23 protein-coding genes and 1 pseudogene are annotated in these 24,436 nt (G+C 42.7%); 10 read left to right on the forward strand and 14 right to left on the reverse strand.

Features of this window, described 5'->3' with window-relative positions:
• Nucleotides 1-89: 89 nt before the first annotated feature.
• Nucleotides 90-440: pseudogene (locus NI464_RS13845) on the reverse strand (hypothetical protein); the annotation flags it as partial.
• A gap of 169 nt (nucleotides 441-609) precedes the next feature.
• Between NI464_RS13845 and paaI the strand changes: the two are divergent.
• Nucleotides 610-1,002 carry a hydroxyphenylacetyl-CoA thioesterase PaaI gene (gene paaI, locus NI464_RS13850; RefSeq protein ID WP_004645544.1) on the forward strand — a complete coding sequence of 131 codons (393 nt, stop codon included), beginning with the start codon at nucleotides 610-612 and terminating at the stop codon, nucleotides 1,000-1,002.
• Between the two features lie 76 nt (nucleotides 1,003-1,078).
• On the opposite strand, the gene NI464_RS13855 is transcribed toward paaI, so the two are convergent.
• A complete protein-coding gene (locus NI464_RS13855; RefSeq protein WP_253139123.1) occupies nucleotides 1,079-2,782 on the reverse strand; it encodes a M61 family metallopeptidase in 1,704 nt (567 codons plus the stop codon).
• A 175-nt stretch (nucleotides 2,783-2,957) separates the two neighbouring features.
• Here NI464_RS13855 and NI464_RS13860 point away from each other — a divergent pair, with 175 nt between their 5' ends.
• The 3 genes from NI464_RS13860 (at nucleotide 2,958) to slyD (ending at nucleotide 6,429) form a co-directional block, all read left to right on the forward strand.
• Nucleotides 2,958-4,271, forward strand: coding sequence for a D-alanyl-D-alanine carboxypeptidase PBP6B (locus tag NI464_RS13860; protein WP_253139125.1), 1,314 nt, complete (start codon nucleotides 2,958-2,960; stop codon nucleotides 4,269-4,271).
• A gap of 252 nt (nucleotides 4,272-4,523) precedes the next feature.
• Complete coding sequence (locus tag NI464_RS13865) at nucleotides 4,524-5,810, forward strand: NAD(P)/FAD-dependent oxidoreductase (protein ID WP_180086951.1); 1,287 nt, start codon at nucleotides 4,524-4,526, stop codon at nucleotides 5,808-5,810.
• A gap of 136 nt (nucleotides 5,811-5,946) precedes the next feature.
• The gene (gene slyD / locus NI464_RS13870) at nucleotides 5,947-6,429 is read left to right on the forward strand and encodes a peptidylprolyl isomerase (RefSeq protein ID WP_004278960.1); all 483 of its coding nucleotides are present in this window, start codon (nucleotides 5,947-5,949) and stop codon (nucleotides 6,427-6,429) included.
• Nucleotides 6,430-6,604: 175 nt separating this feature from the next.
• Here slyD and NI464_RS13875 read toward each other — a convergent pair whose 3' ends face one another.
• The 5 genes from NI464_RS13875 to NI464_RS13895 form a co-directional block, all read right to left on the reverse strand.
• Entirely contained in the window at nucleotides 6,605-7,378 is a 774-nt protein-coding gene (locus NI464_RS13875; RefSeq protein WP_005106510.1) for a M48 family metallopeptidase, read from the reverse strand.
• Nucleotides 7,379-7,490: 112 nt separating this feature from the next.
• On the reverse strand, nucleotides 7,491-7,799 hold the full coding sequence (locus NI464_RS13880) for a hypothetical protein (protein ID WP_005106509.1): 309 nt from the start codon (nucleotides 7,797-7,799) through the stop codon (nucleotides 7,491-7,493).
• A gap of 160 nt (nucleotides 7,800-7,959) precedes the next feature.
• Nucleotides 7,960-9,279 (reverse strand): adenylosuccinate synthase, encoded by a 1,320-nt coding sequence (locus tag NI464_RS13885; protein WP_253139128.1) that lies wholly within the window; start codon nucleotides 9,277-9,279, stop codon nucleotides 7,960-7,962.
• Nucleotides 9,280-9,349: 70 nt separating this feature from the next.
• Nucleotides 9,350-10,516 carry an ATP phosphoribosyltransferase regulatory subunit gene (locus NI464_RS13890; RefSeq protein WP_004278964.1) on the reverse strand — a complete coding sequence of 389 codons (1,167 nt, stop codon included), beginning with the start codon at nucleotides 10,514-10,516 and terminating at the stop codon, nucleotides 9,350-9,352.
• A gap of 206 nt (nucleotides 10,517-10,722) precedes the next feature.
• Nucleotides 10,723-11,178, reverse strand: coding sequence for an Lrp/AsnC family transcriptional regulator (locus NI464_RS13895; RefSeq protein WP_004645552.1), 456 nt, complete (start codon nucleotides 11,176-11,178; stop codon nucleotides 10,723-10,725).
• Nucleotides 11,179-11,325: 147 nt separating this feature from the next.
• Here NI464_RS13895 and NI464_RS13900 point away from each other — a divergent pair, with 147 nt between their 5' ends.
• A complete protein-coding gene (locus NI464_RS13900) occupies nucleotides 11,326-12,075 on the forward strand; it encodes an AzlC family ABC transporter permease (protein WP_253139131.1) in 750 nt (249 codons plus the stop codon).
• Nucleotides 12,072-12,371 (forward strand): AzlD family protein, encoded by a 300-nt coding sequence (locus NI464_RS13905; protein ID WP_253139133.1) that lies wholly within the window; start codon nucleotides 12,072-12,074, stop codon nucleotides 12,369-12,371. Before NI464_RS13900 ends, NI464_RS13905 begins: the two co-directional genes overlap by 4 nt.
• A 43-nt stretch (nucleotides 12,372-12,414) precedes the next feature.
• Here NI464_RS13905 and NI464_RS13910 read toward each other — a convergent pair whose 3' ends face one another.
• Both NI464_RS13910 and NI464_RS13915 read right to left on the reverse strand, forming a co-directional pair.
• On the reverse strand, nucleotides 12,415-12,711 hold the full coding sequence (locus NI464_RS13910) for a hypothetical protein (RefSeq protein WP_004645555.1): 297 nt from the start codon (nucleotides 12,709-12,711) through the stop codon (nucleotides 12,415-12,417).
• Nucleotides 12,712-12,903: 192 nt separating this feature from the next.
• Complete coding sequence (locus tag NI464_RS13915; RefSeq protein ID WP_253139136.1) at nucleotides 12,904-13,926, reverse strand: type I glyceraldehyde-3-phosphate dehydrogenase; 1,023 nt, start codon at nucleotides 13,924-13,926, stop codon at nucleotides 12,904-12,906.
• Between the two features lie 389 nt (nucleotides 13,927-14,315).
• On the opposite strand from NI464_RS13915, the gene alaS reads away from it, so the two are divergent.
• From alaS to csrA, 3 genes are all read left to right on the forward strand, one after another.
• Nucleotides 14,316-17,009: an alanine--tRNA ligase gene (gene alaS / locus NI464_RS13920; protein ID WP_253139139.1), complete on the forward strand. Its 2,694-nt coding sequence runs from the start codon at nucleotides 14,316-14,318 to the stop codon at nucleotides 17,007-17,009.
• Between the two features lie 64 nt (nucleotides 17,010-17,073).
• Nucleotides 17,074-18,354: an aspartate kinase gene (locus NI464_RS13925; protein WP_004278971.1), complete on the forward strand. Its 1,281-nt coding sequence runs from the start codon at nucleotides 17,074-17,076 to the stop codon at nucleotides 18,352-18,354.
• A 250-nt stretch (nucleotides 18,355-18,604) separates the two neighbouring features.
• Complete coding sequence (csrA, locus tag NI464_RS13930; RefSeq protein ID WP_004278972.1) at nucleotides 18,605-18,859, forward strand: carbon storage regulator CsrA; 255 nt, start codon at nucleotides 18,605-18,607, stop codon at nucleotides 18,857-18,859.
• Nucleotides 18,860-18,954: 95 nt separating this feature from the next.
• Here the strand turns inward: csrA and rnhB are convergent, their stop codons facing one another.
• Together rnhB and NI464_RS13940 are read right to left on the reverse strand one after the other, a co-directional pair.
• On the reverse strand, nucleotides 18,955-19,542 hold the full coding sequence (gene rnhB, locus NI464_RS13935) for a ribonuclease HII (protein WP_004278973.1): 588 nt from the start codon (nucleotides 19,540-19,542) through the stop codon (nucleotides 18,955-18,957).
• A gap of 59 nt (nucleotides 19,543-19,601) precedes the next feature.
• The gene (locus NI464_RS13940) at nucleotides 19,602-19,973 is read right to left on the reverse strand and encodes a hypothetical protein (protein WP_004278974.1); all 372 of its coding nucleotides are present in this window, start codon (nucleotides 19,971-19,973) and stop codon (nucleotides 19,602-19,604) included.
• A gap of 217 nt (nucleotides 19,974-20,190) precedes the next feature.
• Between NI464_RS13940 and NI464_RS13945 the strand changes: the two genes are divergently transcribed.
• Nucleotides 20,191-20,754, forward strand: a complete 564-nt coding sequence (locus tag NI464_RS13945) for a cytochrome b (protein ID WP_253139142.1) — start codon at nucleotides 20,191-20,193, stop codon at nucleotides 20,752-20,754.
• A 43-nt stretch (nucleotides 20,755-20,797) separates the two neighbouring features.
• Here NI464_RS13945 and NI464_RS13950 read toward each other — a convergent pair whose 3' ends face one another.
• The 3 genes from NI464_RS13950 to NI464_RS13960 all read right to left on the reverse strand — a co-directional run bounded on the left by NI464_RS13950 (nucleotide 20,798) and on the right by NI464_RS13960 (nucleotide 23,597).
• A complete protein-coding gene (locus NI464_RS13950) occupies nucleotides 20,798-21,151 on the reverse strand; it encodes a hypothetical protein (RefSeq protein ID WP_004645560.1) in 354 nt (117 codons plus the stop codon).
• A gap of 45 nt (nucleotides 21,152-21,196) precedes the next feature.
• Nucleotides 21,197-22,198 (reverse strand): adenosine deaminase, encoded by a 1,002-nt coding sequence (locus tag NI464_RS13955; protein ID WP_004731590.1) that lies wholly within the window; start codon nucleotides 22,196-22,198, stop codon nucleotides 21,197-21,199.
• A 76-nt stretch (nucleotides 22,199-22,274) separates the two neighbouring features.
• Nucleotides 22,275-23,597: an NCS2 family permease gene (locus tag NI464_RS13960; protein WP_004645563.1), complete on the reverse strand. Its 1,323-nt coding sequence runs from the start codon at nucleotides 23,595-23,597 to the stop codon at nucleotides 22,275-22,277.
• Nucleotides 23,598-24,436: the final 839 nt, after the last annotated feature.

Below are 24,436 nucleotides of genomic sequence, written 5' to 3' on the forward strand. Positions count from 1 at the left end.
CGTTTAAATTCCCCATCATTAAATCGAGTTAAATTTTCATATTTCATGGGGCTAGTATAAACAATTTTTTACTTTCGCAAGAGATCTAATATAAGAAAACGTGGTTCTAATGTTTTTTGTACTTCTTGTAATTGAATTTTCTGAATTTCACCAAGTTGTTTTTGATATTCAACACTTTCTTTCATTTCCTGGATTTGGAGCTGTAATGCTCTTTCCTGTTGTTCTAATGCTTTTGTATTTTGCTCTAGCTGCTTACCTTGCTGCACATAGCCTAAAATCAGCCATAAGAAAGCGATAGGTGCAACTATACCTGCAAGAAAATCACCTAATTCATTTAAAGATGTTGGATTTTTCAAATCACCAAAAAACCAAAATAGAAAAATTACAGCTAGCCATACAACTGTAATTCCAATGCCACAATTTAAACTTTTCTGATTCATCTTCTAATAATAAAAAAGCCATTCCTAAATATGGGTTTTACCTGCTTTTTCTTATGTGTGCAAACAAGATTTCTGACTCTGCCCTCTTGTCATTCTGACTATCTAATGCTATTTATGATTCATATATTTAATAATTTAAAATAAAACGTATCTTAAAAGGAGTTTTGTAATGGATCAGCAAGTCAGCCAGATGTTTAATCAGGACCGGTTAATTCAGCATCTTGGTGCTCATCTGGTTTCTTATAACCACAATTATGCAAAGATCGAATTAAAGGTGACTGAACAGCATTTACAGGGTCATCAGACCTGTAACGGTGCCGTGATTTTCGCACTGGCAGATGCAGCTTTTGCAATTGCCTGCAATACCGGTGAACATCCGGCAGTTGGTCAACATTGCGGTATTCATTATTTAAAACCGGGCTTGCTTGGCGACACACTGACTGCTGTAGCTGAACACAAAGCCAGCAGTGGCCGTAGTGGCATTTATGATATTCAGGTGATGAATCAACATAATCAAATTGTGGCAGAATTCCGTGGCACATCACGACTGATCATTAAATAATTTTTTCTCAAAATTTAATGCAATAAAAAACCGGTGACTATGCACCGGTTTTTTTAAATGACGAACAAGTGAAGCTTTAAGCTTTAAGCCATTTCTCGACTTTAGCCGGATCTTCCACTTTCAGTTCAACTTCGGTCAGTTCAGAACCCGCAGCTTGAACCTCGAAGGTCATCAACTCATCACGACGGAATGCATACACTGTAAAAGTACCTTGCTGTTTTGCATAGCTTTCAACAAGCTTAGTCGTTGCCTTTAAACCATCAATTGCAATGATGACATCATTGGCAGAAAGGCCAGCGAGTACAGCAGCACCCTCACGACGCGCAGATTGAACCAGCACACCTTCCGGCTTATCTGCCAGTTTTAAACCGAATGGCAAAGACTTGTCATTTTTCAGGCTATAAGCCATACCAAATTCAGGGAAGAGTTGATCCAGCGGCAATTCATCTGTGGTATTGATCAAGTGATTAATCTGTTCTGACCAATCATCTCCTGTCAGCTCTTTACATAATTCAAAGATCGTCCGTTCATGCACCTGAACACCCTTCTGGGCATTTTCATACAAACGGCGCATTAAAGCATCCAGACTTGAACCACGTAAACGCAGACCCAAATCCAGGCACAATGCAACTAAACAGCCTTTGTTATAATAGCTGGTACCCGCATTATTCGAGTTTTCATCCTGACGATAGAATTTCACCCAGGCATCAAAACTGGATTCAGAGACTGACTGAATCGCACGTCCCGGATTTTGCAAATAGCGGTCAATCTGTGCTTTTAACAAAGTAATATATGATTCCTGATTAATCACGCCGCTGCGTAGCAAGATCAAATCGTCATAATACGAGGTGAAACCTTCAAAGATCCACAACAAAGAAGTATAGCCTTCTCTGTTTAAATCATAATTGACGAAGTTTTCAGGGCGAATGAATTTCACCAACCATGAATGGAAATATTCATGGCTACATAAGCCCAAGAAACGCTGATAATCTTTAGATGGCTCTTCTGGCTCATTGGCTTTCGGCAAGTCATCACGTGGTGAAATCAGGCTGGTAGAATTTGGATGCTCCAGACCGCCATAGCTATTGCCGGTTGCCATGGTCATAAAGGTATAGTCTGTAAACGGCGCTGAACCAAACATGGAAATTTCTGTAGCACAGATTTTTTCAATATCTTGCTGCATACGCGCGGCATTCATGGCATGTTTACCGGACACCACAAATTCATGCGGAATGCCATTTGCTTCAAAACTGAAACGGGTTTGTTCTGCTAGCTCAAATGGCGCATCAATCAATTCGGCATAGTTTTTGGCTTTCAGGGTGAAACGGCCTTTGACCAGACTTTTGGCCTGCATGCCGCTTGCCAGCTGAAAATGCTTTAATTCATCTGGCAGGAAGATTTCCAGTTCAATTTCTTTATTTTCCTGACCTTCCAGCCCCAGACATGCACAAGCCGGGTTCACGTAGAGACGATTTTGATCCACATATGCACCACGAACGGACAGGTCATAGGCATAGACATCATATTCAACTGTAATCAGTTCATGATCAGTATTGAATAAACGCCATTTATTTTTTTCAAATTTCTGGATCTGTAACTGGCGCCCATCTTCATCATAGGCTTTGACCGCTTCAATGTGCTTGGAAAACTCTCGAATCAGATAGCTGCCCGGAATCCAAGTCGGCAATGACAGGACTTGTGTCGGGTCCGCAAGAAAACGAACAGTCACGTGAATAAGATGCTGACGATAATCGTCAAATTCAATTTGATAATGCAACATAATGAACGATATAAAATTAAAATAAATGAGATATAGCTTAGCTTAGCATTTTTTAAGCCAGTATGGTTTAGCTGTCTTATTTGTCTACATTTACGACTAGCTATCTGTATAAAAAAGGCATAGCATGCGTGAAAATTAAATCGTTCAACACCCAGCGGGTTATCAAGGAACACCATTGAAATACATCATCTCACTGATTGCGGTTTTCAGTTTATTTATTTCTGCATTTTCACATGCTGCCCTACTCAATATTGTGCCTGAAAGCGTTGAAGCTGAAGCCTGGACCATTCTGGATTCACAGTCTGGTCAAGTCATTGCAGAGCACAATGCCGACGTTCAGCGTGCTCCGGCTTCGCTGACCAAAATGATGGTGGCTTATATTGCCTTAAAGGAAATTGAGGCCGGAAAATTAAATAAAAATGAAGTGTTAACCGCGACCTCTGTGGTTAAAACCGTGATGTGGGATGAGTCACAGATGTACCTGAAAGAAGGTGATCTGATTTCAGTCGATCAGCTTCTGGCGGGCTTAATTATCATGTCTGCTAATGATGCCGCAGTCACGCTGGCTGAGAAAATTTCGGGTGGTATTCCGCAGTTTGTTGAACGTATGAATCAGGAAGCCAAAGCGCTGGGCATGCAGCATACCAATTTCCAGAATCCGGCCGGTATTACCATGCCTGAGCATTATTCGACTGCCGCCGATTTGGCCAGACTGTCTATGGCGGTGGTGAATGAAACCCCGGATTATCTGTATTATTCCAAACAGCCAAGCTTTACTTATAACCAGCATTTTCATCGTGCGACCAACCGTGTGCTTCAGGTCGATCCTACAGTAGATGGTTTAAAAACCGGTTTTACCCGTGCAGCGGGCTATAATCTGGCACTAACCGCCAATCGCGTCACCGCAGATTTTGAAATGCCAAATCGCCGTCTGATTGTGGTGGTGCTGGGTACTAAAAGTGCAGCAAAACGCGCTGAAGTATCACATAAGCTGATGAATCTGGCTTATACCTATACTCGCAATGAAGTAGCGATCAAAGATCAACAGCTACTGGCTGAGTTGCCTGTAATTAAATCCACCTTAAAAATGTTTAAGGTGCAAACCAAGCAACCGCAGATTATTACCACTTCTTTATATGATCAGGGCTACAGTATTGACCTGAATCAGTTTGACCAGACAAATCAGCGTGTCATGCTGAATACTGGTGATGGCGTTTTAAAAAGTATCGAGCCATTACAGGAAACTCAGACTCATATCAGTGTTGAAGTGAAAGCGTCTGAACTCATTGCACCTTTGGCGACCATGATGCCTTTGGCGACCATTCAGGTTTATCAGAATAATCAGTTGATTCGCACCATTCAAATTGAAGATCATGTCGAAATTGAAGAAGCCAATCTATTTCAGAAATTCTTTAGCTGGCTACAAAGCTTATTCGGTTTATTTTCAGACAATACGCCAAGCGTAAAGCTTTATCCTTTAGATAGATAATAGCGCTACATCTCAAGTCACTTTTCTTTAAGCTAGAAGATCTTTGCGCTGATCTTCTAGCAGATTTCCCTCCTATTAATCTCGCTCTCCCATTGCTTGCTTAAAGCAGCAACACTTACCTGCTCTCACAGAATTGCTACGTTTTGTAATTTGTATAACAATTTTAATCAAGACGCGTTTTAGCGCATGCCATAGTATATTTTCTCTCTATTTCTCTTATTTTTATTAAAAAAATAAATAGGTTAATCATATATGACAGCACATAAAATCGTGATTGTGGGTGGTGGTGCCGGTGGTCTGGAGCTGGCGACTCAGCTGGGTGAGAGCTTGGGTAAAAGCGGTAAAGCCCAGATTATTTTGGTCGATCAAAAACTGACGCACATCTGGAAACCGCTGCTGCATGAAGTTGCCGCAGGCACCTTAAATCCACATGAAGAAGAAACCAATTATTTTGCCCATTCAGCCGCACATCATTATGAATTTGTCTTGGGGACATTTACCGGTCTGGATCGTGAAGCGAAACAGATTGTGGTAGAAACAGAATATTTCTCCAAAAAAGCCCAAGCCAAGAAGAACCAGCGCATCGACTATGACACCCTGGTACTGGCCTTGGGTTCTACCTCAAATGACTTTAATACCGAAGGCGTCAAACAGTTCTGTCATTTTCTCGACAGCCGTCCACAAGCTGATATCTTTCAGCAGGATCTGTTGCATCTCTACTTGAATGCTCAACATGAAGCTTCGAGCCGTGAACTGAATATCGCGATTATTGGCGCCGGTGCGACTGGAGTAGAATTGGCTGCCGAGTTGGTGGAGGCCAAACACAATTTCTTTAAATATGGCTTAAACAAGGTCGATCCAAATAAAGTCAAAATTACCCTGATTGAAGCGGCGGATCGTATTCTGACTGCACTCTCGCCGAAAGTCGCCGAACATACCATGCAACAGCTGGAAAAATTTGGCATTGAGGTTTTGACCAGTCACCGCGTGGCCAAGGTTGATGAAGACAAGATTTATTTTGCAGATGGCTCAAGTCTGGATGCCGAGATTAAAGTCTGGGCTGCAGGCATCAAAGCACCTGAAGTCTTGGCACAACTGCAAGATATGGAAAAAGACAATATTCACCGGTTGAAAGTCTACTCCACCCTGCAAACCAAATCTGATCCAGACATTTTTGCTTTTGGTGATTGTGCACACTGCCAACCTGCTGCAGATGAACCGGTCTTGGGTCCACGCGCACAAGTTGCTAGCCAACAGGCCAATTTTCTGGCCAATGCCTTGAAAGCACGTATCAATGAAGAAAACTATTTACCGATGTTTAAATTTTCTGACAAAGGTTCACTGATTTCCTTAAGTCAGAATAAAGCCGTCGGCGAGTTGCTCGGTCAGGTGAATGTTCAAGGCTTTGTTGCCAAGTCAATGTACGTTTCCTTATACCGAATTCATCAGGCGACTATTCATGGTTATGCGCATGCCGGCATTCTGACTGCAAAAGATTTTGTTACACGAAAAATTTCTCCAAAGCTGAAATTGCATTGAAATTCCAGAATTTGGCCCAACCAATGAAAAAATCGTCAACAAAATTGTCAAATTGCGTTTTTTTGCTAATTTTAGTCTACAAAAATGCAATTTCACTTTATGATGTACTCTTAAAAAATTGAATGGATCAATTAACATGACTGCTATTGCAAATAACCTCGTGGTTTCTTTCCACTACACATTGACTAACGCAGAGGGTGAAACTCTCGACCAATCTCAAGGTGAACCACTTGCCTATTTGCACGGTGCAGGTAACATCATCCCAGGTTTAGAAAATGCGTTAGAAGGCAAAACTGTAGGTGAAAAATTCACTGTAAATGTTCCTGCTGCTGAAGGTTATGGCGAATACAACCCTGACCTAGTTCAAGAAGTTCCTGCGCAAATGTTCCAAGGCGTAGACAACATTCAAGCAGGCATGCAGTTCCAAGCTCAAACTGATGACGGCGTGCAAATCGTAACTGTTAAAGCAGTTGAAGGCGACAATGTTGTTGTTGATGCTAACTTCCCACTTGCTGGTCAAGACCTGACTTTCGAAGTTGAAATCGTATCTGTTCGTGAAGCTTCTCAAGAAGAATTAGATCACGGCCACGTACACGGTGTAGGCGGTCACCAGCACTAAGATCTTCTGATCTTGAGTGAAAAAAGGCAAAGTCAGACTTTGCCTTTTTTATTGCCTGAAAATAGCCCGCAGAATATTAACCATCCAATTAGCTATAAAAAAAGCAGAGCCATTGCCCTGCCTTTTCAATCCGATCAAGATCTCCTTTTACTGCTTTTACTGGATGATCAGTGGATTATTTTTTTTGGTTATAAATCTGCATCGCTGCTGGCAACTGTTGACGCATTTGCCCAATACGCTGGCTATTCGATGGATGCGTAGACAGGAAGGTTGCACCACTGCCGCCACCGAGTTTGTTCATTTTTTCCCACAGGGTAATGGCTGCATTCGGGTTATAACCTGCGCGCGCCATCAGCATTAAACCGCCTTGGTCAGCACGGCTTTCCAGATTACGCGAGTATGGCAAGCCAATACCGATCTGACTACCCAATTGTGCTGCTGCAGCGCCACCTTGACCCACACCTGCTGCATTTAAGCCAATACCCAAGGCCAGATCAGTCAGGGCCTGAGCACCGATTTTCTGCTTAGAATGCTCTTCTAAAGCATGCACCATTTCATGACCCATAATCGCTGCAATTTCAGCATCGGTCAGATTCAGTTTATTCACGATACCCGTATAGAATACAACCTTACCACCTGGCGCAACAAAGGCGTTAACCTGGTCAGATTTGAGCACAGCCAATTGCCACTGGAATGCCGTACCGGTTTGATTCATCTGGTTAGCAACCGGTTTCAAACGGTTAAATACATTATTAATCCGTTTATAGGTCGCTGAACTGGTATCCAGTTGGCCTTTATTGCGCGCATCATTGACCATGGCATTATAGCTTTGGCTCGCAGATGCATTTAAGGTCGCAGTATCTGCCCCTGCCATATCGGCAATGGTGGTACAACCTGATAATGTGACGACTGTAGCAGCCGCCATACTCAATAAAAGTTTATTCTTCATTATAATTTACTCCGCCTTGGCTCAAGGGCAATTTACATTGTAAAAATTATAAGTGAAAGCGCGCAGCAGCTAAACGCTTAATTCATTCATCTTCTTATAAATTATGTAATTTTTAACCCAAATACTGTATCGCCAACCAATAAATCAGACAAATAATATTGAGACCCAAATAAATCTGACTCAGTGGTTTTATTTTCTGTTCAAGTATTTCATCTTTACGTTTGAAATATAAAAAAGCATTTTGCAATAAAATAATAGGCACTAAAACACAGGCAATAATGACACTCAGACCAATCAGTGCCGCATAAATCACCTCAGGATTTTGGGTTTGCGCACGAATAATCATCATGGCAATTGTTGGCGCCCCGCCCATCGCGAATAACAATGAATAAAACATGGTCGCCGATATATTTTTTTGCATCCTGCTGCTCATTTTTCTTTCTTTATATACCGCTATGTTAAAGCACATCACGTGGTATTACCGATGCAACTTTAGTCTTGAAATAGCTGCATAAATTCAGCATATAAAAAAACCCATCCGGAGATGGGTTTTCATCATTCAAGCTTTAATCTAATAAAGATTAAGCATCAAACGGGTGGCGAAGAACAATCGTTTCTTCACGGTCTGGACCTGTTGAAATGATGTCGATTGGACATTCAATCAATTGCTCAAGACGTTTTACATAGTTCAATGCAGCTTCTGGCAATTGATCCAGTGATTTCGCACCGAAAGTTGACTCAGACCAGCCTGGCATAGTTTCGTAGATTGGTTTCAATGTTTCAAATGCAAGCGCATCAGAAGAACCGACACAACCAGAATCTGCAGCTTCATAACCCACACAGATTTTCACTTCTTCTAAACCGTCAAGAACGTCAAGTTTAGTCAGGCAAATACCAGAAAGTGAGTTTACATCAACTGAACGGCGTAGGATTTCAGCATCGAACCAGCCACAACGACGTTGACGGCCAGTAGAGGCACCAAATTCATTACCAATCGTACCGAGGTGTTTACCAATCGCATCACCTGTGTCATTTGCAGCGTCATACACCAACTCAGTTGGGAATGGACCTGCACCTACACGCGTTGTGTACGCTTTAGTAATACCCAATACATAGTCAAGGTGCAAAGGACCCAGACCTGAACCAGAGCTTACGCCACCAGCAGTTGTATTCGAAGACGTTACATACGGATATGTACCGTGGTCAACGTCAAGAAGTGAACCTTGCGCGCCTTCGAACATGATGTTGTCACCGTTTTTACGGTAGTTGTGCAATTCAGTGGTCACGTCCACAACCAGTGGCGCAACAACTTTACGCCATTCGTCGCAAAGTGCCAGCACGTCTTCCAGTTTAACTGCTTCAACACCGTAGTATTCAGTCAGCTGGAAGTTATGGTAGTCCAGAAGTTCAGTTAACTGAGCAATAAGATGTTCACCACCACGTACCAGATCAGCAACACGTACTGCGCGACGCGCTACTTTGTCTTCGTATGCAGGACCGATACCACGACCTGTCGTACCAATCTTCGCATTACCACGTTTTTTCTCACGCGCTTGGTCAAGTGCGATGTGGTTCGGAAGAATCAATGGACAGTTTGGAGAAATGCGTAAACGTTCTTTAACAGGAACGCCTTCTTTTTCAAGAATGTCCATCTCTTTGATGAGCGCTTCAGGAGAAAGAACAACACCGTTACCAATTAAGCACAATACGTTTTCACGTAAAATACCTGATGGAATGAGGTGTAAGACAGTTTTCTTACCACCAACCACAAGAGTGTGACCTGCGTTATGTCCGCCTTGATAACGAACTACCGCTGCCGCTTGATCTGTGAGCAGGTCGACGATTTTACCTTTACCTTCGTCGCCCCATTGGGTACCAAGTACCACAACATTCTTGCCCATAATAGCCTCATTACATCATGCTGTTAAAGTTGAAAGCCCCGCTCAGCGACATGAACACTGAGCCAAGCAGTTAAATCGTTTTGACTGTCCACTCACCATTCGCATTCACCAGCTGGTGCGTCGCATATGGAATCGAGTTTAAATCATCATTACCCAGTAACTGAATTACACTTAAGCCTTGTGCACGAATGTTCTGAATCGCATTCAGAAGTTCTGCATCAGTGCCTTTAGGTGCAACCACGACCTGTACCGCATCAAACTGACCTGCGCTTAAAGCATATAAGTCACAAGAGAAACCGGTTGCCGGACGGGCACGGCCAAAATGTTCACCAATGCCATCATAACGGCCACCTTGTGCCAGTGCAGCTGCACGGTTCGGTGCATAGACTGCATACATTAGGCCAGTATGATAATGGTATGAACGTAATTCAACCACATCAATACCAATACTCAAGTTTGGCCAACGGGTTTGAACTTCGTCTTTGGTGGTTTGCAAGACATTAAAAGCCTGCGTAAATGCTGGATTTGCCAACACTTCAGCACTTAAATGCGCTTGTAATGCATCCAGGTCGCTGGCATAGCGTCCAAGTGCATAGAAATCCTGACCAAATTTCAGGTCTGCCGTGAATTCTTCTAATTCTGGCAAAGCCTTACGCTGGTATAAATCAGATAATTGCTGTTCAGCGACTTTGTTTAAGCCGGCTTGAGCCACCAGACTGCGGAATAAACCCACATGACCTAAGTCCAGATGAATACCATCTGCCAGACCTGTTTCCTGAATCAGACTGATCATCAAGTCGACCATTTCTACATCGGCATCGATGCTGTCTGAACCAAATAGCTCCGCACCTAACTGTAGTGGCGCACGCGAAGTGTTAAAACCGCGAGGCTTGGTATGCAGAACTGTTCCTGCATAGCAGTAACGTGCTACACCTTCCACTGGATGTACATGCGCATCAATACGAGCCACTTGTGGTGTCATATCGGCACGCACACCAAGCAAACGACCAGAAAGCTGATCGATGACTTTAAAAGTGGCTAAGTCTAAATCTTGATTCGATTCTGAGAGAGAAGATAGAGATTCGATGTATTCAATGAATGGCGTGTACACCAGCTGATAACCTCGAGATGCAAGGAAATCCAGTGATTTACGGCGCAGACTTTCAATAACTTGCGCTTGTTCTGGTAATACATCAGCTACACCATCAGGTAATAACCATGTCTCTGAAATGGGCATGTTGTAAACCTAAATTCTTGTCAGCGCGGAACGAATCCGCATAAAAAAATCGGGAGCACACCCGATTTCTCCTAGTCTAGCACGATAGTTTTGGCTGTGCATCGCAAATTTTATAATTTTCGCTACCTGATGAAATCAACAACAATTGTGTCAACTATCAGCGTTTTAATGCACATTTAAAACAAATAGCATGACAAAATCCGGCATTAAACCAAAGGCAATGCAGTCGTGCTTTTAACCGTTTGCAATGGAATTTCAGTTTTTACACTTTGAATGCAGGGAATTTGGGTTAAATGATGAATCTGAAATTTACGATAGGCATCCAGATCAGCCACCACAATTCTTAAAAAGAAATCACAATCGCCTGCCATTAACTGGCACTCGACGACTTCTGGCATTTCCTTGATCGCTTCGACAAATTGATCGACCACAGCAGCTTCTTGAGACTTGAGCCAGACGCGTGCAAACACGCTCATCGCCAAATTGACCTTTTGTGGATTCAGCAGTGCGACATATTGCTCAATCACGCCATCATCTTCCAGCTGTTTTACCCGTCTTAAACAGGGTGACGGTGACAAGCCAATTAATTGAGCCAGTTCATTATTTTGCAGTTTTCCATTCTTTTGCAGCTCATGCAAAATGCGTTTATCTATTTGATCCATGTCTATGCCTTGGCATTTAAAACCCCTTAAATTTAATTTAGCGCAATTTAATTTCAAATAAAACTCAAATCTCTTTCACTACAACAGCAAATAGCCTGAATATCGCCATAAAATATGGTCTAGTTTTGCAGTACCCAGGTCATTTCCATGCTTTTGTTCAGACAAAGCACCGCAGCAATAGTTGCCCCTACCGATTTCAGTGAATTTCAACGTGGCATGAAAGATTCTATTCCCATGCTTTTAGGGATTATCCCCTTTGCATTAGTACTGGGTGCGACGGCGGGACAGAAAAATTTCAGCTTGCTCGAAGTGCCATTACTGACAGGTTTGAATTTTGCCGGCGGTTCTGAATTTGCCATTCTTGAAGTCTGGAGCAGTCCGCCAAATTTACTCATGCTGATGTTCATTACCTTTCTGGTAAATAGCCGGCATCTGTTGATGGGCGCCAGTTTGGTTCCGTATTTAAAGCATCTTCCGAATCGTAAAGTTTTTCCGGCGCTGTTTTTTATGGTCGATGAGAGCTGGGCGCTCGGTCTGGCTGATGCACAAAGGAAACAGGCGCAACTGGGTTATCGTGCTGCGTTTAGCATGCCTTATTATGCTGGCCTGTGTTTTTGCCTATACTTGATGTGGGTCGGATTTACCACACTCGGCGCCATGCTTGGACCTGTATTAGGCGATATCAACCGTTTTGGTTTCGATATGGCCTTTCCTGCTGTATTTCTGGTGTTACTAAGAAGTATGTGGAAAGGTTTTGAGGCTGCCCGGCCATGGCTGGTCAGTTTAGTCTGTGCGGCTTTGGCTTATTTATATTTACCTGCGGGCTGGTATGTGCCGATTGGCGCCTTGTCTGGAATCACTTCGGCATTTTTCCTGATTCAAGAGGATCAAGCATGATCCAGATAAATACCTTGGTGGCCATTATCCTGATTGCTGTGACCACCTATTTAACCCGGCTCTTGGGCTATGTCTTATTAAAAAATAAAACGCTGACACAGCGCCAGCGTAAAATTCTGGAAGTAGTCCCCGGCTGTGTCCTGATTTCAGTAATTGCACCCTATTTTGTACGCGACAATCCTGCAGACCTGATTGCCTTGGCTTTAACGCTGTTCGCCGCTACGCGTTTTGGATTATTACCAACGGTCGCCATCAGTATGGTTTCTGCCGCAGTTTTAAGAGTTTTAATCGTCTAATGCTCAAAAAAACCCCTTTAAATGATCTCTAAAGGGGTTTTTTTTATTTTTGTGGATCGACCACTTTGGTCAACAAACTGACCAGCTCGGCATTTTGCAATTCGACCTGCTGAAGTTTGGCTGTGGTCTGATCCAGCACTTCCTGCTGCACATGCATTTTTTTGGCTAGATCCTGCATAATTTCCAGGGTCTTTTTCAAATTTTCTTCCAGATGCACGATTTTTTCTTCGACTGGCACGCCTTCCACGCTACGTGGTTCATCATTCTGATTAAACTGCAGCCAGATCAGAAAAATCACCGCCAAAGTCAGCAATATAATAAATCCCCAAACCACCATCATGTGCTTGCTCTTATTTCATTTTATTGTCTTTATCTTAACGAAAAATGCTTCAGATAACGTAAATAATTCAGCCTCAATTCCTGATTTTCGATCAATTACCGGCAAATTCTCTTAAAACATGGCTTGCAGAATATTTACAGGCAAGAAAAAAGCACCGTGTCTTGGTGCTTTTGAGGTTTAGATAACCCGAACTTAATAAAATGATTCACATAAATCCAGTAGACGGTTGGCATAGCCCCACTCGTTATCGTACCAGGCAAAAACCTTAGCTTGATGCCCGACCACCAGAGTCTGGGTCAAATCAACAATCAGTGAATACGGGGAATGATTAAAATCACTCGATACCAAGGGCTCGTCCGTTACCGACATAATTTCGGCAAAATCCTGCCGGGCAGCCTTAATCAGAACTTCATTTAACTTGTGATCGGTAATCGGCGACTGGGAGACAAAGGTCAAATCAATCGCGGCCACATTAATGGTTGGCACCCGAATCGAATAACCATCAATACGATCTTCCATTTTTGGCATGACACGCTTTAAGGCACCGAGTGCGCTCGAAGTGGTCGGAATGATGTTATGGCCCGAGGCACGTGCACGTCGCAAATCACGATGTGCATGATCCAGTACCGACTGATCCGCCGTAACAGAATGGATTTCGGTCATCAGGGCGCTACTGATGCCAAATGCATCATCAATAATTTTGACCAGTGGCACCAAAGCCTGCGTAGTACAAGAAACACTGGAAATGATCTGGTCCGATGCTTTGACTTCATGATGATTGACACCATAGACAATCGCGGCATCGACCGTATCAAAAGGTGCTGCGCCGATAATCACACGTTTCGCCCCTGCTCCAATATGCTGGGTCGCGGCTTCACGAGAACGGAACAGTCCAGTACATTCAAGCACTACATCTACCGCCAAGTTTTGCCAAGGCAACTTAGCCGGCTGCGACTCACACAAAACCTGTACTTTTAATGCAGCATCTTGATAGCTGATATGCATATAGATATGTTCAGTATCATAGCTGAGATCCACCTGCCCCGGAAAACGGCCATGGGTCGAGTCATATTTAAACAGGTGAATCAGGGTTTCAACATCGGCAATATCGTTAATGGCAACGATTTCAAAATTAAAATCTTTCGGGTTTTCAAACCATGCACGCAGTACATTCCGTCCAATACGCCCAAATCCATTGATTGCCACTCGTTGCATGACTCGACCTTTTATATGCCTATTTTAAAACTCTTCTATGTTAAAGGATTTCTGGCGCCGTACATTAAAAAACTTCAGTGAAAATACTGATTTTCGATTATTTTATTTCTGATCCATCTGTCTGTATCTGGGTCATTTAAAATTCCGTTTATTTTTTAAAGAGATGGATATAGACGAATTCTACTGTGGGAAAATTCAATTTAATTATTCAGCAAAAAACCTGAGTAAATAAATCCTTAGCAATTGGTTTTAAAATGATTGGTGCATACTGCTTTTTCCGTTATAATTTGGCGTTTTAAATTTTTAAGCCCCGCATTGCAGCAGAGCTCTTATATGCTTGTCAGACTGTGGTGTTTTAGCCAAATCGGAAATTATGGAGTGACTTGGTTGTGAGTACTCGTTTTATGACATCAGCTGAAATTCGTGAAGCATTTTTGCGTTACTTTGAATCGCAAGGGCATACACGTGTCGCGTCGAGTTCTCTAGTACCTGCCAATGACCCAACTTTGCTGTTCACCAATGCTGGTATGAACCAGTTTAAAGATTGCTTCTTAGGTCTAGAAAAACGCGATTATGTACGTGCAGTGTCATCACAAAAATGCGTGCGCGCAGGTGGTAAGCACAACGACTTGGACAATGTAGGTTATACAGCACGTCACCACACTTTCTTTGAAATGTTGGGTAACTTCTCCTTTGGTGATTACTTCAAACGTGATGCGATCAAATTTGCTTGGGACTTTTTGACTAACGAAGAATGGCTTGGTCTTCCTAAAGATAAACTCTATGCAACCGTTTACCACACCGATGACGAAGCCTTTGACATCTGGAACAAGGAAATTGGTCTAGACGCTTCTCGCATTATTCGTATTGGTGACAACAAAGGCGGTCAATACGCATCAGACAACTTCTGGGCGATGGGCGACACCGGTCCTTGCGGTCCATGTTCTGAAATCTTCTTTGACCATGGCGATCACATCTGGGGTGGCCTACCGGGTTCTCCTGAAGAAGATGGCGACCGTTTCATTGAAATCTGGAACAACGTATTCATGCAGTTCAATCGTACTGCGGATGGCGTATTACACCCTCTTCCAGCACCTTCTGTGGATACAGGTATGGGCTTGGAGCGTATTTCAGCTGTTCTTCAGCACGTTAACTCAAACTACGAAATCGACCTGTTCCAGCACTTGCTAAAAGCTGCTGCTGAAATTATTGGTTTAGATACGTCTGAACTTGAAGCAAAAGCACAAGCAGAAAACAAACCAGTTGAATACCCTGCTTCACTTAAAGTTGTTGCTGACCATGCACGTTCATGCTGCTTCCTGATTGCTGATGGCGTAAACCCATCGAACGAAGGTCGTGGCTATGTATTGCGTCGTATCATTCGTCGTGCAGTACGTCACGGTAACAAACTAGGTGCGACTGGTTCGTTCTTCCACAAAATGTTGAAGCCACTGATTGAAGTGATGGGTGCAGCATATCCTGAACTTGCAGCCAACCAGGCACGTATCGAAGCGCAACTTCTGAAAGAAGAAGAGCAATTTGCTAAAACACTTGAGCAAGGTCTGAAATTGCTTGAAGGCGAATTGGCGCAGTTAAAAGGTTCTGTAATTCCGGGCGAAGTAGTATTTAAACTTTACGATACTTACGGTTTCCCGACTGACTTGACTGCTGACATCGCACGTGAACGTGACTTAACCATTGATGAAGCTGGTTTCGAAACTGAAATGGCTGCACAGCGTCAACGCGCACGTGATGCAGGCAAATTCGCAATCGACTATAATTCTATTGTGAAAGTCGAAGGTGAAACTCAGTTTGAAGGTTACGATGCAACTGCGGGTCAAGGTCAAATCATCGCAATCTACAAAGATGGCGAGCAAGTTGATGAAGTGTTTGAAGGCGATGAAGCACTGATCGTACTCAACCAAACACCTTTCTACGCAGAAAGCGGCGGTCAAATCGGTGATACAGGTATCTTTAAAAACGATACTGGTATTTTCGAAGTTCAAGATACCAAAAAATCTGGTGGCGCATTTGTACACCAAGGTATCGTGACGATGGGTAACTTGAAAGTTACTCAAAATGTAGAAGCAACAGTAAAAGCAGATATTCGTGCAGCAACTGCGCGCAACCACTCTGCGACTCACCTGCTACATGCTGCGTTACGTCAAATTTTAGGTTCACATGTACAGCAAAAAGGTTCATTGGTTGCATCTGATGTGTTACGTTTTGACTTTGCCAATGACCAACCTGTAAGCTTTGAACAGCTGCAAGAAATTGAACGTTTGGTCAATGCTGAAGTGATTGCCAATACTGCGGTGTCTACTGAACTTCTGGATATCGAGTCTGCGAAAGCTAAAGGCGCGATGATGCTGTTTGGCGAGAAATACGGTGACGAAGTACGTGTACTGTCTATGGGTTCAGTGATTGAAGAGAAAAACTTTTCAATCGAACTTTGCGGTGGTATTCACGTAAAACGTACCGGTGATATCGGTCTGTTCAAAATCACCTCTGAAGGTGGTGTGGCAGCCGGTGTACGTCGTATTGAAGCAGTAACAGGCACTAAAGCAGTTGAAGTTGCGCAAAAAGCCGATCGCGATATCAATACGATTAACGGTTTGCTCAAAGCACAAAAAGACCAGACTTTAGAAAAAGTTGAAGCGTTGGTTGATACTGCATCGAGCTTGCAGAAACAGATCGAACAACTCAATCAAAAACTTGCTAGCCTGCAAGCCGGTGAACTTCTAAGCCAAGTTCAAAGCATTGCAGGTCGTGCAACCTTGATTACAACTGTTGAAAACATGGATGCGAAAGCACTTCGCAACCTGCACGACGGTGTGAAATCAAAATTAGAAAATGCAGTGATTGTTCTTGCAGGTGTAGAGGGTGACAAGGTGAGCTTGATCGCATCTGTGGCAAAAGACTTTACTGCTTCTATTAAAGCAGGTGACATCATCAAACATTTAGCGACTGAGCTAGGTGGTAAAGGTGGTGGTAAACCTGACTTGGCACAAGGTGGCGCGCCACTTAACGAGAAGTTTGCTCCAGTGATGGCAGATTTAACTGCCTGGCTTGCAGCAAAATAAAACTTCAATTTTGTGTAACTGACCCTGATAGGTACATCAGGGTCATGGCTTATATGGAACAACTATGGCATTAATCGTTCAAAAATATGGCGGTACCTCTATGGGTACTCCCGAGCGCATTTTAAATGTTGCTCGTCGTGTAAAGCGCTGGCATGACCACGGCCACAAGGTAGTGGTAGTGGTATCAGCAATGAGTGGCGAAACCAATCGTCTACTTGCTTTAGCGAAGGCCATTACCGAAACCCCTGACCCACGTGAACTAGACCAAATGGTATCTACGGGTGAACAGGTTACGATTTCTATGTTAGCAATGGCGCTGAACTCAATTGGAGTTGAAGCAAAATCACTAACAGGTCGCCAGGTTGGCATGAAAACCGACAGCTCATTCAATAAGGCACGTATCGAATCCATTGATACTGAAGTCCTGAACTCAAATCTGGATGCAGGCCGCGTACTTGTCGTTGCCGGTTTCCAGGGTTTTGATGAACATGGCAATACCACCACTTTAGGGCGTGGCGGTTCTGATACTTCAGGTGTTGCAATTGCTGCCGCACTCAAAGCAGATGAATGCCAGATTTATACCGACGTTGACGGTGTATATACCACCGATCCACGTGTTGCACCAAAAGCAAAAAAAGTTGATCGTATTTCATTTGAAGAAATGCTTGAGATGGCGTCACTCGGTTCTAAAGTCCTGCAAATTCGTTCAGTTGAATTTGCTGGTAAATACCAGGTGCCTTTACGCGTATTATCAAGCTTCGACAATGACAACGATGGCGCATTCGACGAAGAGTTTAAGCAAAACGTTGGTACACTTATTACGACTGAATTGGAAGACAACATGGAACAGCCAATTATCTCCGGTATCGCATTTAACCGTGACGAAGCAAAATTAACTATTTTAGGTGTGCCTGACGAACCGGGTATTGCTTCTAAAATTTTGTGCCCGATTGGTGATGCCAATGTTGAAGTGGATATGATTATCCAGAACGTTGAAGAAGATGGTACAACTGATTTCACTTTTACTGTGAACCGTGGCGAATTAAATAAAGCCAAAGCCATTCTTGAAGCAACTGCTCAAGAAATTGGTGCGCGTGAAGTTGCGACCCGTTCAGATATCGTAAAAGTATCAATTGTAGGTGTAGGCATGCGTTCACATGCCGGCGTGGCAAGCAAAATGTTCACAGCTTTGGCAGACGAAGGCATCAACATCCTGATGATCTCGACGTCTGAAATCAAGATTTCTGTGATCATTGAAGAAAATTATCTTGAACTTGCGGTTCGTTCATTGCATACCGCATTCGGTTTAGACCGTGAACAAGGCGAATCTAGCGCACGTGCTTAAGCGTTAAGACAGAATATTGTCATTGTTTGACAGTATTTTATAAAAGTCTACAAAAATGCAGAGCCACTATAGTTTTTTTTATAGTGGCTCTGTTATATTAAGCCTGAGGATTTTTAACCAGCTGAGATAGATTAAAATCTTTCACCCAGATGACAGAATTTCTATCCAGATCTTATTTTGTAATTTTTGGTTGTGCTTTTTGTTTTACATTCAATAGATTGCAGGTTTTGCATTTTGCAAGGAGAAAAACATGCTGATTCTGACTCGACGCGTCGGGGAAACTTTAATGATTGGTGATCAAGTCAGTGTGACTGTGCTTGGTGTAAAAGGTAACCAGGTTCGTATCGGGGTAAATGCTCCGAAAGAAGTCTCTGTGCACCGTGAAGAGATTTACCAGCGTATCCAGCATGAACGTGCAATGCATGAACATCTTCAACATATCGATCAAGATTACCAACCTTCTTATGAAGATGACAGCCAGACACAAAATAACTTTAATCGTTAATGTTTGTGCGAAGAATAAAGCGGCTTTTGAGCCGCTTTAAATTTGTCTAAATTTTATACAAAAATATTAAATACTTAGATAATTTAAAATAAAACTTAAAGTTCTGCACCCTGCTGTAATGCTGCAATCACCTTTTTTACCGGCCCAAAACTGCGACGATGCTCATCAATCACGCCATGTAAGGCAATCGCTTCAAAATGTGCCTTGGTCGGATAACCCTTGTGCTTGGCAAAGCCAAATTGCGGATGCTTCTGGTCCATCTCGATCATCTGATGGTCACGGGTTACTTTCGCCAGAATACTGGCTGCTGAAATTTCAGCATGCAGTGCATCACCACCCACCACGGCATCACAGCTCATAGCAAGGCCCTGTGGAATCTTGTTGCCATCGACCAATACATGCTCAGGCTGAACTGGCAAAGCTTCTACAGCACGGCGCATGGCCAGCAAAGAAGCTTGCAAAATATTATGTTCATCAATCTCTGCCGCAGAAGCCTCAGCAATGGCCCATGCCAGCGCTTTTTCCTGAATCTCGATAAAAAGTTTTTCACGCTTCTTTTCAGTGAGTTTTTTAGAATCATTTAAACCCTCAATCGGGTTGTTCGGATCCAAAATAACTGCCGCAGCGACCACCGAACCCACTAATGGCCCACGCCCTGCTTCATCTACACCAGCAATCTTCATGTCTATTTTTCCATAAAAAATAGGCTGAACCAGTCAGCCTATTTCAATTTAATCTTGGCTTAGTTTACAGCTTCAGCTACACAAGCGTTAATGGTTTTTGCAACCACATTGCCGACAATCGTCGCACGTGCTGCCGGGTCAATCGCTGCAGTCGCCAAATCTACCGCTGTTACGCTTTGGGGTGCTTTTTCGCTGACACAGCCACAAATTTCAGTCTGGATATTCTGCTTTTGGGTCGTAGTCATTAGACGTGTAGCTGTTTGCCATGCTGGAATATTATTCAGCTCAGTCGTACATTTTGCATTGATCGCGATTTTAAGCGCAGCCCCACCCAGCTGTTGAGTCGTGGTTTGCGTTTCAGGGCTGCCTGTTGTTGCACAAGCCGATAAAACCAAAGTAAGCGGAGCAAGTGCAGCCAATAATTTTTTCACAGATCTGTTCCTTGTTTATTCATATATGAAGCGTGACGCTATTGTGCCGAAATTCACCTGAATAAGAAATCTATAAATCATCCTGAATGTTTAATCTGCACCCAGCCATTTCAATGGATGTTGCATGAAAGCCACCATAGCGTTGCAGATTTGGAATTGCTGGGCTGATTCGCCCTTTGCTAAGGTGCATCCATCTTTGAGGGCAATCGAAAATCACATGGAAAAAGTACAATATTACACGCGCACGGCACAATGGTTGCACTGGATCATGGCAGTTATCTTTATTGCGGCCTGGCTGATTGGTTTTTATAGTGGGAATTTTTTAAGTTATGAGGTCGATGGCAGCTTTAAAGGCGATGTCATCACCCTGCATAAAAATATCGCCACCACCATTATTTTCCTACTGGTTGTGCGAATTTTCTGGCGTTATACCCATCCTGCCCCTGAACTACCGGACACTATGTCATCCCGGATGAAAACTTTGGCACATGCAGGTCATCTGGCTTTGTATTTTATGCTGATTGCTCTACCTGTCACCGGCTGTTTATATAGCTGGAGTCTGGGCTATCCAGCACCAGTGCTATATTTATTTAACCTGCCGGCACTGATTGCAGAAAATCCGGCTGTAACCGCGATCGTAAAACCCCTGCATATCTGGCTTTCCTGGGCAGTTGGCTTACTTTTAGTTGGACATATTTTCGCAGCACTGAAACATCATTTTATCGATAAAGATCATGTACTCAACAGCATGACCCGACAATCCGAATCTTCTAAAAAATAATCTGCAAAACCACACTCAATCAGCTTTCATTGCAAAGCTGATTTTATTTTAAGAACTCGGTCATGCAGCCTTTCAGACTGTTTGCAATAGCCTGTTGCGTGAGTTTTGACTTTACTTCTTCATCCAGAGTCGCTTTCAGTAAAGTGCTTGCCGGAATATCCTTGAGTGCATGCTCACCTACACATGAACAGACATTCTGTTCAAGTTCAGCTTTATTTTTGTCCTGCATAAAATAGGTCGAGGCAGTCCAGAATTTAGATGCTTTCAATTCTTTTGCACATTGGTATTCAATCACGGGTTTTAAAGTACGCTGTGTCAAAGTCATATCCGCATTTGAGCAAGCAGATATCAACACGCTACTGATGAGCAGAATTATATTTTTCAATTTCATATCCATCTATAAAAACAAAGGCAGAGCGTACTCTGCCTGTTATCTAAAAACTTAAACCAGGGCACGGATCTGGTTGATCCATTGCTCTTTTTCAGTATCGGTAATAAAAGAGGCTTCAAATGAGTTAATGGCCAACTGCTTGAGTTCCTCATTGCTTAAATCCAGTGCTTCAGCAATGGCAATAAAATTGTCATTCATATAACCACCAAAATAAGATGGATCATCTGAATTGACTGTAACGTGCACGCCTTGTTGCAAGAGGCGACGGATATTATGCTGCTGCATATCATCCACGACGCAGAGTTTCAGGTTTGACAATGGGCAAACTGTCAGTGGCATCTTTTCTGCGATCAGGCGCTGCATTAACTCCGGATCTTCTTCCGAACGAACCCCATGATCAATACGATTCACTTTCAGTAAATCTAAAGCTTCCCAGACATAAGCTGCCGGACCTTCCTCACCTGCATGTGCTACAACCAAGAAACCTGCTTCACGCGCTTTAGCAAAGACACGTTCAAACTTTGAAGGTGGATGCCCGACTTCACTTGAATCCAGACCGACCGCAATAATCTGGTCTTTATAAGGTAAGGCCTGTTCCAGTGTTGCAAATGCAGCATCTTCACTTAAATGACGCAAGAAACACATAATCAGATGTGAACTGATACCAAGTTTAGTTTTGGCATCATCACAGGCTTTTTGCAAGCCGTTGATCACGGTTGAAAAAGCAACACCACGATCGGTATGGGTTTGTGGATCAAAGAACATTTCAGTATGCACGACCCGGTCTTCAGCACATTTTTCAAAATACGCCCACGCCAGATCATAAAAATCCTGTTCATGAATTAATACAGCAGCGCCGGCATAATAAATATCCAGGAACGACTGAAGATTATGAAAGTTATAGGCCTGTTTAACTTCTTCAACAGATTTATACGGGATGGCAATTTTATTACGCTGAGCGATCGCAAACATTAGCTCAGGCTCAAAAGTGCCCTCAATATGAACATGAAGCTCGGCCTTTGGCAAAGCTCGAATCAACTCAAGACGGTTCATCGCTTCTCCTCATGAAACCTAAAATAATAAAAAAAGGGTGCAAACTGAGTTTACACCCTTTCCAAATCTAGAAAAATTAGCCGCCAAATAGTGCGAATTTAAGCGTCCATAGTACTGCAATAATCCAGACCATATACGGTACAGTTGATGCCTTACCGGTTAACAATTTGATCAGTGCATAGCTGATGAAGCCCATCGCAATACCATCAGCAATTGAATAGGTAAATGGCATAAATACAATGGTTAAAAATGCAGGAACTGCTTCTGTAATATCTTCCCAGTCAATATGCACGATACCTTGAATCATTAAGACACCGACAAATAACAGCGCTGGTGCTGTTGCAAAGCTTGGTACAGACTGTGCCAATGGTGCAAGGAACAAACAGGCAACAAACAGGATACCGACTACAACAGCAGTTAGACCTGTACGGCCACCGGCTGCTACGCCCGCAGAAGATTCAATGTATGGCGTAGTTGAAGATGTACCCAGCGCTGCACCTGCAACAATTGCAGAAGAGTCCGCAAAAAGTGCTTTTTTCAAACGCGGCAGTTTGCCATCTTTCAACAAGCCTGCACGGTGTGAAACACCTACAAGCGTACCGGTTGAGTCGAATAAATCGACCAGGAAGAAGACAAAAATCACGCCAATTAAACTGGCAGTGAACAGACCTTCAAAGCTCATTTGCATAAATGTTGGTGCAATCGATGGCACTGCGCCAACCACACCTTTAAATTCACTCAGACCCAATGCTGCTGAAATACCGGTTAACACCAAAATACTGATGATGATCGCACCACGCACTTTAAAGTGATGCATCACAACAACCAGAAGGAAACCAAATAATGCAAGCAAAACCGATGGTTGTTTTAAATCGCCCAAACCTACCAACGTAGCAGGATTATCCACAATCAGGCCGGCATTTTTCAAAGCAATCAGCGCAAGGAATAAGCCAATACCACCACCGATGGCCAGTTTCAGCGACATTGGAATCGCATTGACAATGGCTTCACGGATTTTGAACATGCTGATCGCAATAAACACAAGACCGGAGATAAACACAGCCCCGAGTGCTGTTTGCCAAGGCACACCCATTCCCAAACAGACGGAATAGGTAAAGAAGGCATTTAAGCCCATGCCTGGTGCAAGTGCAATTGGATAATTTGCAATCAAGCCCATGACTAAACAGCCAATCGCGGCTGCAAGACAGGTTGCTACAAAGACAGCCCCATGATCCATCCCCGTTTCGGACAAAATCATCGGATTGACAATAATGATGTAACACATCGTTAAGAATGTTGTCACACCGGCAAGAACTTCTGTACGGAAACTGGTTTTGTTTTCACTCAGTTTAAACAGACGTTCAAGCATACTTTCTGAAGATGGATTAGGAGTCGTCATGACCTAGCCCCTATTGAGTAAACTTTATGCTTTAAGCAAGCCGTCAAATAAATGAAATTTTATAAAAAAATTCATCAATTTTAAGGATGTGTTAGCAACGAATATGCCAGCATAGCCATTTGACGGGTTAAAATGTTGGAACAGCTTACAGCCCCAGGGCTATGCTATAAAAACCCAAAAAAAATCTAAACAAAAAAGCTGCATAACCTTTATGCAGCTTTATTTTCTCGATTTAAATCAAATGCTTAACAAGATGAATTCTGCTTCATCCTGATCGTTGGCAAATTATAACACATTGATTTCTTATTGCTTATTTGATTTTACACTTTATTAGAAATTAATATATTCCAGGTGAATATTTAAAAAATTTTATTATATTTATTATGTTTTTAATTTTACTAATCCAGCCCAATTGGCGGGAGGAAGATATATAACCTGCTTAATGTCGATGCCGATTGGATTCCAGCAATTTGCTTGAATCACGTCCATCGTTCAAGACATGACGGATCTTTTCATATTTTCTGATTTCTGACTGTTTATGGACACAAAATCCTAATAAACTGATCATTAAGGCAAAAACAGGGATAGCATATATTTTCATTTTTATTATGCTGCTTTGTAACACTATGCAATTATGCTAACAAAAAACCTAACAAACTTGTGACATAGTTTACATTTAACCCGATAGAAGGCATTTATTTATCTTCTAAAGATTAATTTTATGTCGTTTTATTTATTAATACTTAATTAGGGTGTGTTGACACTTTTAGCTTAAAAAAATAGCGAAGTAGTAAAATCAAATCGCCAAACCCAATTTTACTATTCGCTATGCCTCGTAC

Source organism: Acinetobacter lwoffii, assembly GCF_024129685.1.
Classification (GTDB): Bacteria; Pseudomonadota; Gammaproteobacteria; order Pseudomonadales; family Moraxellaceae; genus Acinetobacter; species Acinetobacter lwoffii_X.

Bases quoted from the DNA above. Each gene is read 5' to 3' on its own strand.
- paaI (WP_004645544.1), top strand. From the start codon at position 610: ATGGATCAGCAAGTCAGCCAGATGTTTAATCAGGACCGGTTAATTCAG.
- NI464_RS13855 (WP_253139123.1), bottom strand. From the start codon at position 2,782: ATGTTGCATTATCAAATTGAATTTGACGATTATCGTCAGCATCTTATT.
- NI464_RS13865 (WP_180086951.1), top strand. From the start codon at position 4,524: ATGACAGCACATAAAATCGTGATTGTGGGTGGTGGTGCCGGTGGTCTG.
- slyD (WP_004278960.1), top strand. From the start codon at position 5,947: ATGACTGCTATTGCAAATAACCTCGTGGTTTCTTTCCACTACACATTG.
- NI464_RS13875 (WP_005106510.1), bottom strand. From the start codon at position 7,378: ATGAAGAATAAACTTTTATTGAGTATGGCGGCTGCTACAGTCGTCACA.
- NI464_RS13880 (WP_005106509.1), bottom strand. From the start codon at position 7,799: ATGCAAAAAAATATATCGGCGACCATGTTTTATTCATTGTTATTCGCG.
- NI464_RS13885 (WP_253139128.1), bottom strand. From the start codon at position 9,279: ATGGGCAAGAATGTTGTGGTACTTGGTACCCAATGGGGCGACGAAGGT.
- NI464_RS13890 (WP_004278964.1), bottom strand. From the start codon at position 10,516: ATGCCCATTTCAGAGACATGGTTATTACCTGATGGTGTAGCTGATGTA.
- NI464_RS13895 (WP_004645552.1), bottom strand. From the start codon at position 11,178: ATGGATCAAATAGATAAACGCATTTTGCATGAGCTGCAAAAGAATGGA.
- NI464_RS13900 (WP_253139131.1), top strand. From the start codon at position 11,326: ATGCTTTTGTTCAGACAAAGCACCGCAGCAATAGTTGCCCCTACCGAT.
- NI464_RS13905 (WP_253139133.1), top strand. From the start codon at position 12,072: ATGATCCAGATAAATACCTTGGTGGCCATTATCCTGATTGCTGTGACC.
- NI464_RS13910 (WP_004645555.1), bottom strand. From the start codon at position 12,711: ATGATGGTGGTTTGGGGATTTATTATATTGCTGACTTTGGCGGTGATT.
- NI464_RS13915 (WP_253139136.1), bottom strand. From the start codon at position 13,926: ATGCAACGAGTGGCAATCAATGGATTTGGGCGTATTGGACGGAATGTA.
- NI464_RS13925 (WP_004278971.1), top strand. From the start codon at position 17,074: ATGGCATTAATCGTTCAAAAATATGGCGGTACCTCTATGGGTACTCCC.
- csrA (WP_004278972.1), top strand. From the start codon at position 18,605: ATGCTGATTCTGACTCGACGCGTCGGGGAAACTTTAATGATTGGTGAT.
- rnhB (WP_004278973.1), bottom strand. From the start codon at position 19,542: ATGAAGATTGCTGGTGTAGATGAAGCAGGGCGTGGGCCATTAGTGGGT.
- NI464_RS13945 (WP_253139142.1), top strand. From the start codon at position 20,191: ATGGAAAAAGTACAATATTACACGCGCACGGCACAATGGTTGCACTGG.
- NI464_RS13950 (WP_004645560.1), bottom strand. From the start codon at position 21,151: ATGGATATGAAATTGAAAAATATAATTCTGCTCATCAGTAGCGTGTTG.
- NI464_RS13955 (WP_004731590.1), bottom strand. From the start codon at position 22,198: ATGAACCGTCTTGAGTTGATTCGAGCTTTGCCAAAGGCCGAGCTTCAT.
- NI464_RS13960 (WP_004645563.1), bottom strand. From the start codon at position 23,597: ATGACGACTCCTAATCCATCTTCAGAAAGTATGCTTGAACGTCTGTTT.